Consider the following 16,458-nt stretch of genomic DNA (forward strand, 5'->3'; position numbering starts at 1 on the left):
GCGGGGTTTCGCGGCGGGGAGGCCTGCCTTAGCAGGCCGCCCGCGCCGCCGCGACCCGCTCCCGCGCTCAGTGCGCCGAGGCGATGCCGTCCGCGGTGGTGGCGGTGCCGACGTTCTGGCGCAGGTCGGCCTCGCCGAGGGTCTTGAGCTCGACGCGCAGCAGCACGGTCTGGTTGCGCTCGGCGACGCCGGTCACGGTGGCGATCGGCGAGACGATGTAGTTCAGCGACACCGTGGTGCACTCGTCCTGGTAGCCGGCGCCGACGCTCATGCCCGACAGGTAGAACCGGCCCGGGTTCTGGTAGGTCGGCAGGGTGCCGACCGGGTTGGCGATGTAGCTCGCCAGCGCCTCGGAATAGAGCGTCCGCGTGTCGAGGTAGTGCGTCAGGTCGACGAGCGCCGAGCCGGTGACGAACCAGTTCGGGGTGATGTTGTAGGTCGCCGTCGCGGTGATGCCCTCGCGGCGATGGCTGAAGCCGAGCAGCGGCTGCGCCTCGTAGTACGAGTAGAACGCCGACAGCGACAGCGGCAGGAAAGGCGCGAAGCGCGCGGTGACGCCGGTCTCGAAGCGGTTCACCTTGAAGTCCGCATGGTCGAAGCGGGCGCGGGTGATCAGGCTGATGTTCTGGTTCGGCGAGACCTGGAAGCGGCCCACGAAGTCGGAGGCGGTGCTCTCCAGGCCGGAATCGAGGCCGACATTGGCGATGTCGCCGCGGCGGAACGAGTTGACGCCGGCGAGCTGGATCGACTCGCCGAACATCGCGTTCGCGTACCAGCCCGAGGCGGTGACGACCGAGTACTGCGCGCCGAGGTTGGTGCGCACTCCGCCCTCGACCCGGTCGTAGCCGGAGAACTTGTCCCACTGGAACAGCGAGGTGTCGTCGAAGACGAGGCTCTGCGCGTCCTCGTTCGGCAGGTGGCCGATCCGGGTCTCGGAGGGGCGTGCGATGACCTGGGCGATCGGCTCCAGGGTGTGGACGCCGAGCGGCCCGAAATCGCTGACGAAGGGATAGCGGTAGTCGATGCCGACCGCCGGCATCACCCGGCCGGAGAAGCCGTCGTCGACGGAGGCGATCTGCGGCACCAGGGCGTTCTGGTAGCCCGACAGGCTCGGGTTCACGAAGAACGCGTCGGTGCGCAGGTACGCAAACGGCGTGATCGCCTGGCCGAGGTCGTCAATGAAGGTCCGGCGCCAGGAGAGCTGGGCCGAGGCGCGGGTGTCCGTGCCGGCCAGGCCCCGCACCAGGCAGGTGTTGCGGTTGAAGGTCGTGCAGGTCTCGTAGAGCGGGTAGCTGATGCCGTTGACGCTCGGGCTGAACAGGTAGGTGCCGGTGCGCGGCAGGCCCTGGAAGTCCGTCGCCTCGCGGGTCAGGCTGGTGATGTTGGCCTGGAAGCGGACCTCGCCGCCGAGCTCGCCCGGGCCGTTGATGCGCTTGTCGTAGTCGATCACCGGCAGGACCAGCGGCTGCTCCTTCTGCCAGTCGAAGCTCGACAGGCCCTTGAAGTAGTAGCCGCGCATCTCGAAGTACGAGCGATCGCCCTGGCCGGTGAGGTACGCGGTCGATACCGCCTCGCGGAAGTAGTCCGTCGTGATCGACTGGTTGCGGATGCGGTAGTTGTCGAGGAACCACTTGTCGGTCACGCCGACGAGGTCCCAGCCGGTGCGCCAGCGGTCGTTGATGTAGAACCGGCCCTTCGATTCGATCGAGCCGCGGAAGTCGCGGTCGCCCGCGCCGATCGGCCCCGGCAGGAAGGCCGAGGGCGTCGTCTGGAAGATGCCCGAGACCCGCAGGTTGTAGCTGCCGTTGTCGAGGCGCTGGCGGAACTCGCCCTGCCCGAGCACGCCCTGGCGGCTCAGGAAGGACGGCGACAGCGTCAGGTCGTAATCCGCCGCGAGGTTGAAGAAGTACGGCACCGTCAGGCCGGTGCCGAGCGCCGTCGTGTTGATGAAGCGCGGGGTCAGGAAGCCGCTCTGGCGCTTCACCGTCGGGTCGGCGGACTCGAAATACGGCAGGTAGGCGACCGGGATCCCGGCGATCTCGACGGTCGAGTCCTCGAAGTAGATCGTGTGGGTCTCGTTGTTGTGGATGATCTTGGCGGCGCGCACCTGCCACAGCGGCGGCTTCTCCGGGTGGTCGCGGCACGGCTCGCAGGCGGTGTAGGTGCCGGAATCGAAGCTGGTCTGCTCGCCTTCCAGCCGCTCGCCGCGCGGCGACGAGAAGCGCGTGCGGATGGTCTCGCCCTTGCGCTCCACGGTCTGCTGGATGCGCAGGCTGTCGATGAAGCCGCTCTTGAAGTCGTCGGTGAGCTCCATCTTCTCGCCGGTGACGACGGCGCCGTCCTGGTCGGTCAGGCGGACGTTGCCCTCGGCGAAGACGCGGCTCGAGGCCCGGTCGTAGCGGACGCGGTCGGCCTGCAGCGTGCGCGGGCCGTAATGCAGCTCGGCGTTGCCGCGCGCCGTGACGGTATTCTTGTCGTTGTCGTAGATCAGCTCGTCGGCCTCGACGAGGAGCTTGTCGCCGGGCTTGCCGGCGACCGGCTTGCCGCCCGGCAGGCCCTGGGCGCCCGCGGGCACGGCACCGCCGACGGACGTGCCGGCGCAGAGCAGCGCCAGCAGCCCGAGGACCTTCGCGATGTCGGCGACCTTACGCAACGCCTGTCCCAACTCCGCTGACGCCCGCCGCCACGTTTCCGTCCACGTCCGTCTCCCGTGCCCGCTCCGGAGAGCGGGCGTCAGCCGTCTTCCTGGTACAGAAGCGTGAGCGTACCGAGAAGGCTTCCTACCACGGCCGGGAACCACGCCGCCACCGGCGCCGCGACGATCCCGGAGGCTCCGAGGCCTTCCATCACCTGGCGGGCGACGTACAGGGCGAACCCCGCGGCGACCCCTCCTAGCACCAGCTTTCCCACACCACCAAAGCGGAAGAACCGTAAGGAAACGGTTGCCGCCACCAGGACCATGGCCAGGAAGAGGATCGGCCGGGCCCACAGCACATCATACTGGAGACGGTAGCGGGTCGCATCCAACCCGGCCCGCTCGGTGCGTGCGATGGTGTCGGGTAGTTGCCAGAAAGGCACGGATTCCGGGGGGGTGAAGCGCTGGCGCACCTGGCTCGGATCGAGGGTCGAGGCGATGAGGTAGGTGCCGAAGGCCTCCGGCGGGCTGCCCGGCGTCAGCACCCGGGTGTCGGTCAGCTCCCAGTAGCCGTCGTGCAGGCTCGCCCGCGCGGCGACGATCTGCGAGACGAACAGGCCGGCATCGTCGAAGGTGAAGACCTGCACGCCGGCCAGCGTCGTCGTGCCCTCGATCGCGGTCTCGGCGCGGATGATCGCGCCGCCGTCGAGGCTCTTCTGGCGGATCCACAGGTCCTTGCCCGAGGACGCCTTGGTCGACTTGGCGAAGATCTTCGCCTCGATCTCGGTCGAGCGCTGCTTCATCATCGCCGAGACCGGGTTGTAGACCCCGACCGTGAAGGCGCCGAGCGCCAGGGCGACGAAGAAGCCCGGCTGCAGGAACTGCCAGGCCGAGATCCCGGCGGCGCGCGCCACCACCAGCTCGAGCTTGCGCGAGAGCTGAAGCATGGCCGCCATCGAGCCGAACAGCACGGCGAAGGGCAGCACGCCCTCGGCCACCGCGGGCGTGCGGTAGAGCGAGAGCTGGGCCATCAAACCTGTGGACGCGCCCTCCGCGTCGCCGGCGCGGCGCAGCAGCTCGACGAAATCGAGGGTGTAGACGAGCGCGAACACCGTGATGAACACGCCGAGCACGGTGCGCGCGAAGCGGGCCGCGAAGTAGCGCCCGAGGGTGAACCCGATCAGCATGCGGTTTCAGCCGGCGGCGAGGCGGGGCGCGCGGAACCGCCCCCGCACGGCGGCCGCGAGGCGGCCGTTGAGGGCGCGCACCGCCGGGCCCTGGAAGATGATCAGCGACGACAGCGCGATCGCCAGCAGCGGCACCGCGTAGATCGCCGCCACCGCCCCGGCGCTGCGGGTCGCCGCGCTGGTCGCGGTGAAGCCGGCGATGCGCAGGGCGATGACCGCGATGACCGCGCTCGCGACCGCGCCGGCCCGGCCCTGTCGGGTGGTGCGCGGGTCGCCGAGCGCCGCGAACGCGATGAAGACCAGGGCGAGCGGGTAGAGCCAGGCCGAGAGCCGGTCGTGCAGCTCGGCGCGGAAGCGGCCCTTCTGCAGCTGGAAGTAGCCCTCGGTCTTGTCGGGGAAGAGCAGCTGCGCGGTCGAGCGCTCGCGCGGCTTGTACACCGTGTCGCCGTCGGGCGGCGCGAAGGCCGCGAGGTCGATCGTGTAGCGCTCGAAGGTCAGGATCGAGCTGTCCCGCGAATCCTTCTGCTGCTGGTGCACGCTGCCGTTCTGCAGGGCGAGGTAGCTGCCGCCGTCCACGTCGATCGCGTTGCCGCGCTCGGCAAGGTAGACCTTGGTCTTGCCGGCTTCGCGCCGGTCCTGGATGAACAGGCCGAGCAGGGCGCCGCCGGGGCCGCGCTCGCGGAAGTGGAAGGTGATGCCGTTGTCGAGCTGGGTGAACTGCCCTTCCTTGACGACGTTGGCGATGAAGTCGCCGCGCACGCGGGTGATCACGTCGCGCAGCTCCTGGAAGCTCGCCGGCATCACCACAATGGTCACGAACCCGACCAGCGCGCTCACCGCGAAGGCCAGCGTGAGGAACGGCCGCAGGATCGCGCGCGGCTTCATCCCGGCCGCCGACATCACGATCAGCTCGGAATCGCCGTTGAGGCGGTTGAGCGCGTAGACGACGGCGATGAACAGGGCCACCGGCGCGATCACAACGACGAGGGTCGGCAGCGACAGGCCGGTGATGAACAGGAAGACCAGCACGGTCTGGCCCTTGGCCGTGATCAGGTCGAGCTCGCGCAGCGCCTGCGTCACCCAGATCGTGCCGGTGAGGCCGACGAGGCAGGCGAGGAAGGCCCCGAGCGCGATGCGGAAGATGTAGCGCGCGATCTGCGTCATCGAACCCCTACTTCCGCCATGCCCGCCCGTCGCCGCGCCCGCCCGCACGGTCTGGGGCCCCGTCGCCGGATCGCCCGGCCGTCCTTTCCGATGGCGCGTGAACTGGGGCCTTTCGAGGGCGCCCGGGTCGCGTTGCGTTCTCCGCCTCACCGGCTACACAGGGCACCGATGGGCGTGCGGCTGTCGAGCACGCTCGTGACAGCGGAACAGGGCAGAAGGCAACGCCATGTCGGACGGCATCACCATCCATTTCGCCCCCCTCGGCCGGGGCGGATCCGGGGACCTCGTGGTGTTCGTCGGCGACGACCTCGTGCTCGGCGCGGGCGCGCGGGATGCGCTCGGCCAGGGCGGCATCGACCTGATCGCCCGCGCCGCCGGCAGCGAGAAGTTCAAGGCGCGGGCCTCGAGCGCGCTGGTGCTGCCGGCGCCGGCCGGCGTCGACGCCGATCGGCTGGTGGTGGTCGGCCTCGGCACCGACAAGGACCGCGCCAAGATCGACTGGCCGGTTCTCGGCGGCTTCACCGCGGGCAAGGTCTCGGGCCGCGAGGCCCGCGTGGTGCTCGACTGGCCGAACGCCGCGATCGCGGCGGCGAACGCCGCCGACTTCGCCCTCGGCGCGCGCCTGCGCAGCTACGGCTTCGACCGCTACAAGACCAAGAAGAAGCCCGACGCCGAGGACACCAAGGCCGCGACCACGCTGACCTTGATGCTCGCCGGCCACGCCGAGGCCGAGGCCGCGGCGCAGGCGAGCACCGCCGTCGCCGAGGGCGTGACGCTGGCCCGCGACCTGATCAACGAGCCGCCGAACGTCCTGACGCCGGAAGAGTTCGCCCGTCGCGCCTCCGAGCTGACCAGGCTCGGCGTCGAGGTCGAGGTGCTGGAGCCGGCCCGGATGCGCGAGCTCGGCATGGGCGCGCTGCTGGCCGTGGCGCAGGGCTCGGTGCGCGAGCCGCGGGTCGTGGTGATGCGCTGGAACGGCGGCCCGGCCGGCGAGGCGCCGGTGGCCTTCATCGGCAAGGGCGTGGTGTTCGATTCCGGCGGCATCTCGATCAAGTCGGCCGGCGGCATGGAGGACATGAAGGGCGACATGGGCGGCGCGGCCGCCGTCGTCGGCACCCTGCACGCGCTCGCCGCCCGCAAGGCGCGGGTCAACGTGGTCGGCGCCATCGGCATTGTCGAGAACATGCCCGACGGCGCCTCCTACCGGCCGTCCGACATCGTCACCTCGATGTCGGGTCAGACCATCGAGGTGATCAACACCGACGCGGAAGGCCGCCTCGTCCTCGCCGACGTGATCTGGCACGTGCAGGGCGCCTACAAGCCGAAGTTCATGATCGACCTCGCCACGCTCACCGGCGCGATCATCGTGGCGCTGGGCCAGGACATCGCCGGCCTGTTCTCGAACGACGACGACCTGGCGGCGAAGATCCACGCCACCGGCGACGCGGTCGGCGAGGAGGTCTGGCGGATGCCGCTCATCCCCGCCTACGACAAGGCGATCGACTCGAAGTTCGCCGACATGAAGAACACCGGCGGCCGCCACGGCGGCGCCGCGACGGCGGCGGCCTTCATCAAGCGCTACGTCAACGACGTGCCGTGGGCGCATCTCGACATCGCGGGCGTCGGCATGTCCTCGACCGCGAGCGAGATCAACAAGAGCTGGGGCGCCGGCTGGGGCGTGCGCCTGCTGGACCGGCTGGTGCGCGACCATTACGAGGCGAAGTAGCGGCCCGGCCGCGTCACGGCGGAGCGCCCGATGCGCAGGACAACCCTCGCGGCCGCACCCGTGGCGGCGGCGTTGCTCTGCCTCGGTCTCGTCGCCGTAGCCGGGATCAGCCAGCGTTCCGACCTGCCGGACTGGCTGGCGCCGCGCGCCTACGGGTTCTTCCTCGACAGCTATCCCCTGTTCGCCTTCGCCCTGGTCTACGGCGTCGCCCGCCTCGTCGCGACGGCCGCGGCGCCGCGTCGCGTGGTGCGGCGTCGGGATCGCGGCGCTGCTGGTTGCCGGGTCGTACCCGACCTTCGGCGGCGTGATCCTGCGCGGCGCCTACGGCAGCGGCAGCATGGCGTTCCTGACCGGCCAGCCGCTCTGGCTCGCCTACGCCCTCGGGGCCGCGGTCGGGGCGATCGCCTTCGGCGCGATCCTCGGCCTGTTCGGCTGGCTCGCCAGCGGGCGCCTCCGCCCGCGCGACGGCTGGCGCGCCCGCATCGGGCTGGCCTTCTGCAGCGTCCTTTCTCTGTGGTTCGCCGCCGCCCTGCTCGGGCTCGCGAGGAGCGAGGGCGCGGGGCCGTGGCCGAACCGGGCGTTCACCGCGCGGGAGGCCGGCATCGCCGCGCTCCTGGTCCTGGCGGCCGCCCTGCCGCACGCCGTCGTCTCGGCCTCCCGCCTGCGCACCCGCATCGCCGCACCATAACGGCCGCGCTGTCAGCCGCGGCGGACCCTCGGCGCCCGCGCTTGCTTGCCGCGGGCGGAGCGATCCCCCACAGTCCGGGCCAAGGGGAGCGAACGCACAAAGCCGATAAGCGTGGCCGCGAATGCCGCGCGCGATGGAGAAACGCCGTGATCCAGGACAGCCGGGCACCGCGCCCATGGCTCGCCGCCTACCCGCCGGGCATGCCGGCGGAGATCGACGCCGACAGCCTCGGCACCCTCGTCGACCTGTTCGAGACCAGCACGGCGCGCTTCGCCGACCGGCCGGCGCTGACGTGCTTCGGCTCCTCGATAACCTATGCCGCGCTCGGGAGCGCCAGCCGTGCCGTCGCCGCGTGGCTCGCCGCCCAGGGCCTCGCCAAGGGCGACCGCGTCGCGATCATGATGCCGAACGTGCCGGCCTACGCGGTGGCGATCTTCGGGGTGCTGGTCGCCGGCGGCACGGTGGTGAACATCAACCCGCTCTACACGCCGCGCGAGCTGTCGGCGCAGCTCAACGATTCCGGCGCCCGCATCCTGTTCGTGCTCGAGAACTTCGCCCACACCGTCGCCGAGGCGCTGCCCGGGATCGCCCTCGACCGCGTGGTGCTCGCCGGTCCGGGCGACGGCCTCGGGCTCAAGGGCCGGGTGATCGACCTCGCCTCCCGCCACCTGAAGAAGGCGGTGCCGCCCTTCGTCCTGCCGGCGGGCAAGGCGGTGCGGCTCGACGCGGTGACGCGCCAGGGCAGGGGGCTGATGGCGCCGAAGGCCGCCGTGACGCAGGACGACCTCGCCTTCCTGCAATACACCGGCGGCACAACCGGCGTCGCCAAGGCGGCGATGCTGACCCACCGCAACATCATGGTGAACGTCGTCCAGAGCGAGGTCTGGTTCGAGGGCCTCGACGAGCCCGGCCGGGTGATGGTCACGGCACTGCCGCTGTATCACATCTTCGCGCTGACCTGCTGCTTCTTCTTCTTCATGCGCACCGGTGGGAGCTGCCTCCTGATCCCGAACCCGCGCGACGGCGACGGCTTCGTGAGGACGCTGTCGAGGACCCGGTTCACCCACTTCTCCGGCGTCAACACGCTGTTCAACCTGCTGAACAACCACCCGAAGATCGGCACGGTCGACTTCTCGCAGCTCGACTACGTGGTGGCCGGCGGCATGGCGGTGCAGAGCGCGGTCGCCGCGCGCTGGAAGGCGATCACCGGCAAGACCATCATCGAGGGCTACGGCCTGTCGGAGACCTCGCCGGTGGTCTGCGTCAACCCGTATCGCCTCGCGACGTGGTCCGGCACGATCGGCTATCCGCTGCCTTCGACCGACGTGTCGATCCGCGGCTCGGACGGGATGCCGGTGCCCGCCGGCACCCCCGGCGAGATCTGCGTGCACGGGCCGCAGGTGATGAAGGGCTACTGGAAGCGCCCCGACGAGACCGCCGCGGCGACCACCGCGGACGGGTTCTTCCGCACGGGCGACATCGCCGTGATGGAGGCGGACGGGCAGGTGCGGATCGTCGACCGGATGAAGGACATGATCCTCGTCTCCGGCTTCAACGTCTACCCGAACGAGGTCGAGGACGTGCTGTCGGCCCATCCCGGCGTGCTCGAATGCGCCGTGGTCGGCGCGCCTCACGCCGAGACCGGCGAGATGGTGGTGGCCCACGTCGTCCTGCGCGACCCCGCGCTCACCGCCGAGGCGATCCGCGCGCATGCCCGGACCCAGCTCACCGGCTACAAGGTGCCGCGCAGGGTCGTGCTGCACCAGAGCCTGCCGAAGACCAACGTCGGCAAGGTCCTGCGCCGGATGCTCCGCGACGAAGCGCCGCCGACCGGGTCCGAAACGGAGGTAACCCCTCCGCCGTAGACGGCGAACAAGACGCGCGCAGCGGTCCACCGGCCCCTCGAGGGGGCGGTCGCGACACGTGGCGGGCAGGACAGTGCGGAGACGACGATGCTGATCAAGCGGTTGCGCGGCTGGGAGCTGCCCGAGCACCTCGTTACCCCGGAATCCGTGTTCCTCGACCGGCGGGCGCTGCTTGGCGGCTCCGCCGGGCTCGCCGCGGCGGCGATGCTGGGCGGGCGGGCCTTCGCCGACACGGGGCCCTATCCAGCCAAGCGCAACGACGCCTACGCCCTCGACCGCCCGCTGACGCCGGAGGCCTTCAGCGGCGACTACAACAACTTCTACGAGTTCGGCACCTCGAAGACCGTGCTGCCGACCGCCGACGCGCTCAAGACCAGCCCGTGGACGATCAAGATCGACGGCCTCGTCGAGAAGCCGTTCGAGCTCGGCGTGGAGGACCTGATCCGCAAGATCGGGCTGGAGGAGCGGCTCTACCGCCACCGTTGCGTCGAGGCGTGGTCGATGGCGGTGCCGTGGACCGGTTTCCCGCTGTCCAAGCTCGTAGCGCTGGCCAAGCCCGCCTCGGGGGCGAAGTACGTCCAGCTGACGACCTTCCTCGACCGCAAGATGGCGCCGGGCCAGCGCACCTTCTACCCGTGGCCTTACGTCGAGGGGCTGACGATGGCGGAGGCCGGCAACGACCTCGCCTTCGTCGCCACCGGCATCTACGGCAAGGCGCTGCCGAACCAGTTCGGCGCGCCGATCCGCCTCGCGCTGCCGTGGAAGTACGGGTTCAAGTCGATCAAGTCGATCGTGAAGGTCTCGTTCGTGGCCGAGCGGCCGAAGACCTTCTGGGAGGCGCTCGGCCCGTCCGAGTACGGCTTCTGGGCCAACGTCAACCCGGCGGTGCCGCACCCGCGCTGGAGCCAGGCGAGCGAGCGCGTGCTCGGCACCGACACCCGCGTGCCGACGCTGATCTACAACGGCTACGGCGAGCAGGTGGCGGGGCTGTACAAGGACCTGCAGGGCGAGCGGCTGTTCGTGTGAGGCGAAACCCCGTCCGGGGAAGCCGCTGAAGTCTCGACAGGGCTCTTCCCTCCCCCCTCTGCGGGGGAGGGTGGCCCGCGAAGCGGGTCGGGAGAGGGGAGCGCGCTGTCCGGAGAGGTCGCTCCCCTCTCCCGACCCTCGCTGACGCGAGGCCCTCCCTCCCCCGCAGAGGGGGGAGGGAGGCCATCCGCCTCACTCCGCGTCGCGCAGCGCCCGGCGGATGATCTTGCCGGTGGTGGTCATCGGCAGGGCGTCGCGAAAGGCGATCTCGCGCGGGTACTCGTGGGCCGAGAGCCGCATGCGCACGAAGGCCTGGATCTCGTCGGCGAGCGCCGGCGAGGCGGCGTAGCCCGGGCGCAGGACGAGGAAGGCCTTCACGATCTCCGTGCGCAGCGGATCGGGCTTGCCGACCGCGGCGGCGAGCGCCACGGCCGGGTGGGCGCACAGGCAGGCCTCGATCTCGGCCGGGCCGATCCGGTAGGCCGCCGAGGTGATCAGGTCGTCGTCGCGGCCGACGAAGTGGACGTAGCCGTCCGCGTCGCGCCGGGCCTGGTCGCCGGTGAGCATCCAGTCGCCGGAAAACTTCCGCGCGGTCGCCTCGGGCTGGTTCCAGTAGCGCAGGAACATCACCGGATCGGGGCGGGCGACGGCGATCTCGCCCGGCTCGTCCGTGCCGGCCTCGCTGCCGTCGGGACGCAGGATCGCGACGCGGTGGCCCGGCACCGGCTTGCCGGCCGAGCCCGCCCGGCCGATCCCTTCCGCCGGCGCGGCCGCGAGCACGAGGTTGCATTCGGTCTGCCCGTAGGCCTCGCCGACGGCGAGCCCGAGCGCGTCCTCCGCCCAGCGATAGGTATCGGCGCCGAGCGCCTCGCCGGCCGAGGCGACGTTGCGCAGCGACGAGAGGTCGTAGCGCGTGCGCGGCGCCTCGACCGCGCGCAGCATCCGCAGGGCGGTCGGCGCGAGGAAGGCGTTGGTGATCCGTAAGCGCTCGATCAGCCGGAAGGCGGCGTCGGCCTCGAACCGGGCGGCGCGGGCCACCACCGGCACGCCGTGGCGCAGCGCCGGCATCAGCACGTTGAGCAGGCCGCCGGCCCAGGCCCAGTCCGAGGGCGTCCACATCAGGTCGCCGGGGCGCGGCGGAAAGGCATGCATCCGGTCGAAGCCGGGCAGGTGGCCGAGCAGCACCCGGTGCCCGTGCAGGGCGCCCTTCGCCTGTCCCGTGGTGCCGGAGGTGTAGATCATCAACGCCGGGTCGTCGGGGCCGGTGTCGTGGGCCGAGAAGTCGGGTGCGGCGGCCGCGAGCAGGTCGGCGAGGCCGGGCGCGTCGCCCGAGGCGCCGTCGACCGAGACCAGCAGGGACAGCTCCGGCAGCTGCCCGCGGATCGGCTCGAGCTTGGCCAGCCCAGCCGCGTCGGTGATGCAGGCGCGGGCGCCGGAGTCGGCGAGGCGGTAGGCCAGCGCCTCCGGGCCGAACAGGCCGGCGAGCGGCAGCGCGATGGCGCCGAGCTTGTAGGCGGCGGCGTGCGCCACCATCACGGCGGCCGATTGCGGCAGCAGCACCGCGACGCGGTCGCCCGGGCCGATCCCGCGGCCGGCGAGCGCTCCGGCGAGCCGATCCGAGTCCGTGCGAAGCCGCCCGAACGTCGTGGTCGCGACGGTGCCGTCGGCGGCGACCTCCAGGATCGCCGGGCGTTCCGGCTCGGCGGTGCCCCAGCGGTCGCAGACGTCGACGCCGATGTTGTACCGGGCCGGGATGTCCCAGCGGAAGCCGGCCTCGGGCGCGTCCACCCGCGTCTAGCCGCCGGTCGCGGGGAAGCCGCCGGAGAAGACGAAGTCGGTGATCGGGCGCCGGCCGTTATGGGCCTCCTTGGCACGCTGCTCGTCGTCGAGGTGTTCCGGCGCCACCGCGCGGCCGACGCCGTAGGCGGCCTGGATGGTGTGGTGCTCCGGCACGTTGAGCACGCCCGGCGCCCGCGCGCGGTCGAAGCCGCCCATGCCGTGGACGTGCCAGCCCTGGCGGTTGGCCTGGAGCTGGAAGGCGAGCGAGGCGGCGCCGGCATCGAGCGCATGGCTCCCCGCCGGCTTGAGCTCGTCGCCGACCTTCATGCGCTCGCTGGAGACGAGGAACACCAGTGCGCCGGTGCCAATTGCCCATTTCTGGTTGCCCGGCAGGATCAGGCCGTAGAACGTCTCCCAGTTCGCGTCGTCGCGCAGAGCGTAGAGGAAGCGCCAGGGCTGGGAATTGTAGGAGGAGGGCGACCAGCGCGCCGCCTCGAACATCCGCATCAGCTCCGCCTCGGGCACCGCCTCGCCGGTGAACAGGCGGGGGGAGCGGCGATCGACGAAGATCGGATCGACCGCGTGGTCGGGCCGGCGCGGGTTGTCTGCGGTCACGGGCGTTGTCTCCGGATGGTGCGGCGCACTCGTGGCATCCCTTTGCACGAGCGGCGGCCCTGTCCGCAAGATCGGCCTAGCGCCGGCCGGACAGCCCGCCCATCCGGGCGAGCCGCCCCTGCTCGACGTGCCAGCGCGCCTCCTCGACGGCATCGGCGAGGCGGCGGATGCGCCAGCGTCGCCACGGGCGGATCAGCGGATGACCGGGAAGCCGGGTCTCGTGGTGGCGCAGCCGGGCCACGAGGCGCGGAAGGCAGGCCGCGGCCGCCTCGCCGGTCGCGACCTCCATCTTGCGCAGGGTCTCGCGGAGCTCGGCCTTGTGGTCCGCCATCGCCCGCACCCCGCGCCCTCGGATCGGGCGATCCTGAGCCGACGCGGCGTCGCCGCGTAGGCGGCACGGGAGCGCGGGCGCCGGCGGCGCCCCCGCGTCCGGGTCAGCGGTCGTTCTCGGTGGTCAAGGCGTCGAGGCGGGTGCCCTCGCCGCCGGTCTGCGTGAGCCGGACGCCGGAGCTGCCGTCCTCGCTGAAGGCGACACCGGCCGTCATCAGCGCGCTGCGCAGGACCTCGACCTGGCCCGAGGGCGGATCGCCGGTGCCGGCCTCGAAGTCGCGCACGAAGCCCGCATCGAGCCCGGCCTTGGCGGCCAGGTCGGCCTCGGACCAGCCGAGCAGCCCCCGCGCCGCCCGCGACTGGACCGGGCTCAACGGCCTCGGGGCAGCGCCGCTCTGCCCACCTTCGTCAGATCCCGCCAAGCCGAACTCTCCTCGATTCGCCGATCTGGCCGACCGCCATCCGGTGCGTGACAACGGAGCGGAACGCGGATCGTTTCAGAATTCCGGCGAACGGCCCCGAATCCTGCGGACGGGCCGGCGAACTTCGCGCGGGACGCCGACAAAAGCCCGCCTGCGGCCGCCTTGACCACAATTGTGCTGAAATCCTATCGCATTGGCGCTTCCGCGCGCCGCCACGGGCCCAGGCACGGGCTCCCGAATGCCTCCAAGGCATCCCGAGGGTGGCGCACCGGAAACGAGGGACAAGGGGCGTACCATGAAACCGATGCTGATCGCCGCTCTGGCCTGCGCCGCCGGTGCGCTGGTTCTCACCACGGCGACCGAGACGAGGGCGCAGAACTCGATCAGCGGCTTCGGCAAGGGCAACCGCCGGCCCGGCGGCGAGGACAAGAAAGAGCAGTACATCCCCGGCGCCAAGCAGACCGAGAAGGTGTTTCCGCTGGACTCGACCTGGACCGCGGTGAGCATCAACGGCAAGCCGTTCGGCGGCACCGACCGGCCGAGCTTCATCATCGACAAGCAGTACCGCGCCCGCGGCTACGGGGGCTGCAACACCTTCGCGGCGACCGCCTTCCCGCTCAAGGAGCAGCACCTCGCGGTCGGCCCGCTCGCCCTCACCAAGAAGTCCTGCGACAAGAGCCTCCAGGCGACCGAGCAGGCTTACTTCGTGGCGCTCCGCACGGCGGCGCAGTGGGACATGGTCGGCTCGCAGCTCGTGCTGAAGAGCCCCAACGGCGAGCTGAAGTTCGACCGCGCGCTTTAAGGCGCCGTTGACCACGCTTCCACGCGTCCGGGCCCGATTCACCAGGCCTTGAGACGCTCCCGCGCCTTCTTCGATCCGGTTCACGGTCGGAGGGGCGCATGGCGGCAAAGATCGGTCTCGGGCGAGCGACCCTCCGCGCGGGCGTGCACGACGCCTCCCGCTACGTCGCGCCGCCGAGCTTCCATCCCGGCGCGGCCTGGATCGCAGCCGCCGTGCCGCTCCTCGGCCTCCTTCTCGCGCTCGGCGCCGGCTGACGCAGCCGCCGCAACCCGCCCGGCGAAGAACGATCTTCCCCATATCGCCGGCCGCGCAGAAGCGATCTTCCACGCTTCGGCGAGGCACACCGCCGCGGGAGAAAATGATCGCCGTATCCGGCATTTGGCCCGATTGCCCCCGCCCGCCGCACGCGATATCCCGGCTCCGGAAACGCCCGGTCCCGCCCCCGCGCGGGCGGCCCGACGCGCCGTCACCTGAGCGTCCTTCGGAGATTTGCGACCATGGCATCTGTCGAGACCCCAGCCCGCAAGCCCGGCCATGGCCGCGTCTACGGCTCGATCACCGAGACGATCGGCAACACGCCGCTCGTCCGCCTGAACCGCCTGCCGCAGGCGCGCGGCATCGACGCCGAGATCCTGCTGAAGCTCGAGTTCTTCAACCCGATCGCCAGCGTGAAGGACCGCATCGGCGTCAACATGATCGACGCGCTGGAGGCCTCGGGCAAGCTGAAGCCCGGCGGCACCCTGGTCGAGCCGACCTCCGGCAACACCGGCATCGCGCTGGCCTTCGTGGCCGCCGCCCGCGGCTACCGCCTGATCCTGGTGATGCCCGAGACGATGTCGCTCGAGCGCCGCAAGATGCTGGCCTTCCTCGGCGCCGAGCTGGCGCTGACGCCCGGCCCGCAGGGCATGAAGGGCGCCATCGCCAAGGCCGAGGAGCTGCTCGGCGAGATCCCCGGCTCGGTGATGCCGCAGCAATTCTCGAATCCCGCCAACCCGGAGATCCACCGCAAGACGACGGCGGAAGAGATCTGGAACGACACCGACGGCCAGCTCGACGCGTTCGTGGCCGGCGTCGGCACCGGCGGGACGATCACCGGCGTCGGCTCGGTGCTGAAGCCGCGCCTGCCGAACCTGAAGGTGTTCGCGGTCGAGCCGACGGATTCGCCGGTCATCTCCGGCGGGCAGCCGGGGCCGCACAAGATCCAGGGCATCGGCGCCGGCTTCATCCCGGACAACCTCGACCGCGCGATCGTCGACGGCGTGATCACCGTCTCGAACCAGCAGGCGTTCGAGACCGCCCGCGAGCTCGCCCGCCTCGAGGGCATCCCCGGCGGCATCTCCACCGGCGGCAACGTCGCGGCGGCGCTGGAGCTGGCGAGCCGGCCGGAGTTCAAGGGCAAGCGCATCGTCACGGTCGCGTGCTCGTTCGCCGAGCGCTACATCTCCTCGGCGCTGTTCGAGGGCGTCGGCTAGACCGGGACTGCCACGATTTGGGCGCCGGGCCTGGGGCCCGGCGTCACACAAAACACAGGATCGTCCCCCATCCCGTCGTCAACCGCCCGTTAACGACGACGCCGCAACGATCGTCGCCGGGCCGATCTCGACGATGAACGGGGCTGACGAATGACCTTCGACGACGCGCGCGACGACTTCTCCCGTCTGCACCGCATCTTCAGCTTCCATCTCGGGGTCGCCGTCGGCCTGTCGTGGCTGACCACGCTCTACGCCGCCTGCTACGCGCCGTGGGTGCGCAACATCCGCGCGATCCTCGACCCGGCCAACGGCCTCGACCACATCGAGAGCACGGTCTCCTACCTGTTCGTGATGCCGGCGCTGCTGACGCTGGCCTGGGTCTCGCTGGTCTTCGGCCGCGAGGTGATCCGCCGCTCGCAGACGCTTCCGAGCGTCGCCATGGAGTTCGCGGTCGCGGCGCTGGTCGCCTTCGGCGTGTTCTACCTCTCGATCGACCGCGCCGTCGCCGCGCTCTACGCCGGCCTCTGACGCGAGCAGGGCGGTTTCTCCGCTCCCGCTTCGACAGCCAAGCGATCCCTCTTCCCGCGTGCGGGAGGGGGGACGCATCATACGGTCGAGCGTTGAGAGGGCTTGAACCCATCCCGGCCGGGTCGGAAACGCGTCCCCGGTTTCGGGACGGCCCAACCATGCGTGCACACGCCCTTTCAAACGCCTCCGGCTGCGTGTAGACGCGGGTCTCAACGACAA

At 71.1% G+C, this 16,458-nt stretch carries 15 protein-coding genes; 8 read left to right on the forward strand and 7 right to left on the reverse strand.

The window, feature by feature from the left end; all coding sequences use genetic code 11:
- Positions 1-67: 67 nt before the first annotated feature.
- The 3 genes from FV230_RS05710 to lptF all read right to left on the reverse strand — a co-directional run bounded on the left by FV230_RS05710 (position 68) and on the right by lptF (position 4,986).
- Positions 68-2,653: an LPS-assembly protein LptD gene (locus tag FV230_RS05710; RefSeq protein ID WP_147841625.1), complete on the reverse strand. Its 2,586-nt coding sequence runs from the start codon at positions 2,651-2,653 to the stop codon at positions 68-70.
- 80 nt (positions 2,654-2,733) lie between these two features.
- Complete coding sequence (lptG, locus tag FV230_RS05715; protein ID WP_147841626.1) at positions 2,734-3,822, reverse strand: LPS export ABC transporter permease LptG; 1,089 nt, start codon at positions 3,820-3,822, stop codon at positions 2,734-2,736.
- 6 nt (positions 3,823-3,828) lie between these two features.
- Positions 3,829-4,986, reverse strand: coding sequence for an LPS export ABC transporter permease LptF (gene lptF, locus FV230_RS05720; RefSeq protein ID WP_147841627.1), 1,158 nt, complete (start codon positions 4,984-4,986; stop codon positions 3,829-3,831).
- A 226-nt stretch (positions 4,987-5,212) separates the two neighbouring features.
- On the opposite strand from lptF, the gene FV230_RS05725 reads away from it, so the two are divergent.
- From FV230_RS05725 to msrP, 4 genes are all read left to right on the forward strand, one after another.
- The gene (locus FV230_RS05725; RefSeq protein WP_147841628.1) at positions 5,213-6,712 is read left to right on the forward strand and encodes a leucyl aminopeptidase; all 1,500 of its coding nucleotides are present in this window, start codon (positions 5,213-5,215) and stop codon (positions 6,710-6,712) included.
- Between the two features lie 304 nt (positions 6,713-7,016).
- Positions 7,017-7,400 (forward strand): hypothetical protein, encoded by a 384-nt coding sequence (locus FV230_RS05730; protein WP_147841629.1) that lies wholly within the window; start codon positions 7,017-7,019, stop codon positions 7,398-7,400.
- A gap of 146 nt (positions 7,401-7,546) precedes the next feature.
- Positions 7,547-9,265, forward strand: coding sequence for an AMP-binding protein (locus tag FV230_RS05735; RefSeq protein WP_147841630.1), 1,719 nt, complete (start codon positions 7,547-7,549; stop codon positions 9,263-9,265).
- A gap of 87 nt (positions 9,266-9,352) precedes the next feature.
- Complete coding sequence (gene msrP, locus FV230_RS05740; RefSeq protein WP_147841631.1) at positions 9,353-10,291, forward strand: protein-methionine-sulfoxide reductase catalytic subunit MsrP; 939 nt, start codon at positions 9,353-9,355, stop codon at positions 10,289-10,291.
- Between the two features lie 192 nt (positions 10,292-10,483).
- On the opposite strand, the gene FV230_RS05745 is transcribed toward msrP, so the two are convergent.
- The 4 genes from FV230_RS05745 to FV230_RS05760 all read right to left on the reverse strand — a co-directional run bounded on the left by FV230_RS05745 (position 10,484) and on the right by FV230_RS05760 (position 13,389).
- The gene (locus FV230_RS05745; RefSeq protein WP_147841632.1) at positions 10,484-12,079 is read right to left on the reverse strand and encodes an AMP-binding protein; all 1,596 of its coding nucleotides are present in this window, start codon (positions 12,077-12,079) and stop codon (positions 10,484-10,486) included.
- 6 nt (positions 12,080-12,085) lie between these two features.
- Positions 12,086-12,685, reverse strand: coding sequence for a nitroreductase family protein (locus FV230_RS05750; RefSeq protein WP_243933311.1), 600 nt, complete (start codon positions 12,683-12,685; stop codon positions 12,086-12,088).
- A gap of 76 nt (positions 12,686-12,761) precedes the next feature.
- Positions 12,762-13,016 carry a hypothetical protein gene (locus tag FV230_RS05755; protein WP_147729894.1) on the reverse strand — a complete coding sequence of 85 codons (255 nt, stop codon included), beginning with the start codon at positions 13,014-13,016 and terminating at the stop codon, positions 12,762-12,764.
- Positions 13,017-13,119: 103 nt separating this feature from the next.
- The gene (locus FV230_RS05760; RefSeq protein WP_147841634.1) at positions 13,120-13,389 is read right to left on the reverse strand and encodes an XRE family transcriptional regulator; all 270 of its coding nucleotides are present in this window, start codon (positions 13,387-13,389) and stop codon (positions 13,120-13,122) included.
- A 343-nt stretch (positions 13,390-13,732) separates the two neighbouring features.
- Between FV230_RS05760 and FV230_RS05765 the strand changes: the two genes are divergently transcribed.
- The 4 genes from FV230_RS05765 to FV230_RS05775 all read left to right on the forward strand — a co-directional run bounded on the left by FV230_RS05765 (position 13,733) and on the right by FV230_RS05775 (position 16,239).
- Entirely contained in the window at positions 13,733-14,239 is a 507-nt protein-coding gene (locus FV230_RS05765) for an META domain-containing protein (RefSeq protein ID WP_147727014.1), read from the forward strand.
- Between the two features lie 98 nt (positions 14,240-14,337).
- Entirely contained in the window at positions 14,338-14,493 is a 156-nt protein-coding gene (locus tag FV230_RS29400; protein ID WP_187275403.1) for a hypothetical protein, read from the forward strand.
- 243 nt (positions 14,494-14,736) lie between these two features.
- Positions 14,737-15,711, forward strand: coding sequence for a cysteine synthase A (gene cysK, locus FV230_RS05770; protein ID WP_147841635.1), 975 nt, complete (start codon positions 14,737-14,739; stop codon positions 15,709-15,711).
- A gap of 150 nt (positions 15,712-15,861) precedes the next feature.
- A complete protein-coding gene (locus FV230_RS05775) occupies positions 15,862-16,239 on the forward strand; it encodes a hypothetical protein (RefSeq protein ID WP_147727012.1) in 378 nt (125 codons plus the stop codon).
- Positions 16,240-16,458: the final 219 nt, after the last annotated feature.

This window comes from Methylobacterium sp. WL6, assembly GCF_008040095.1.
Classification (GTDB): domain Bacteria; phylum Pseudomonadota; class Alphaproteobacteria; order Rhizobiales; family Beijerinckiaceae; genus Methylobacterium.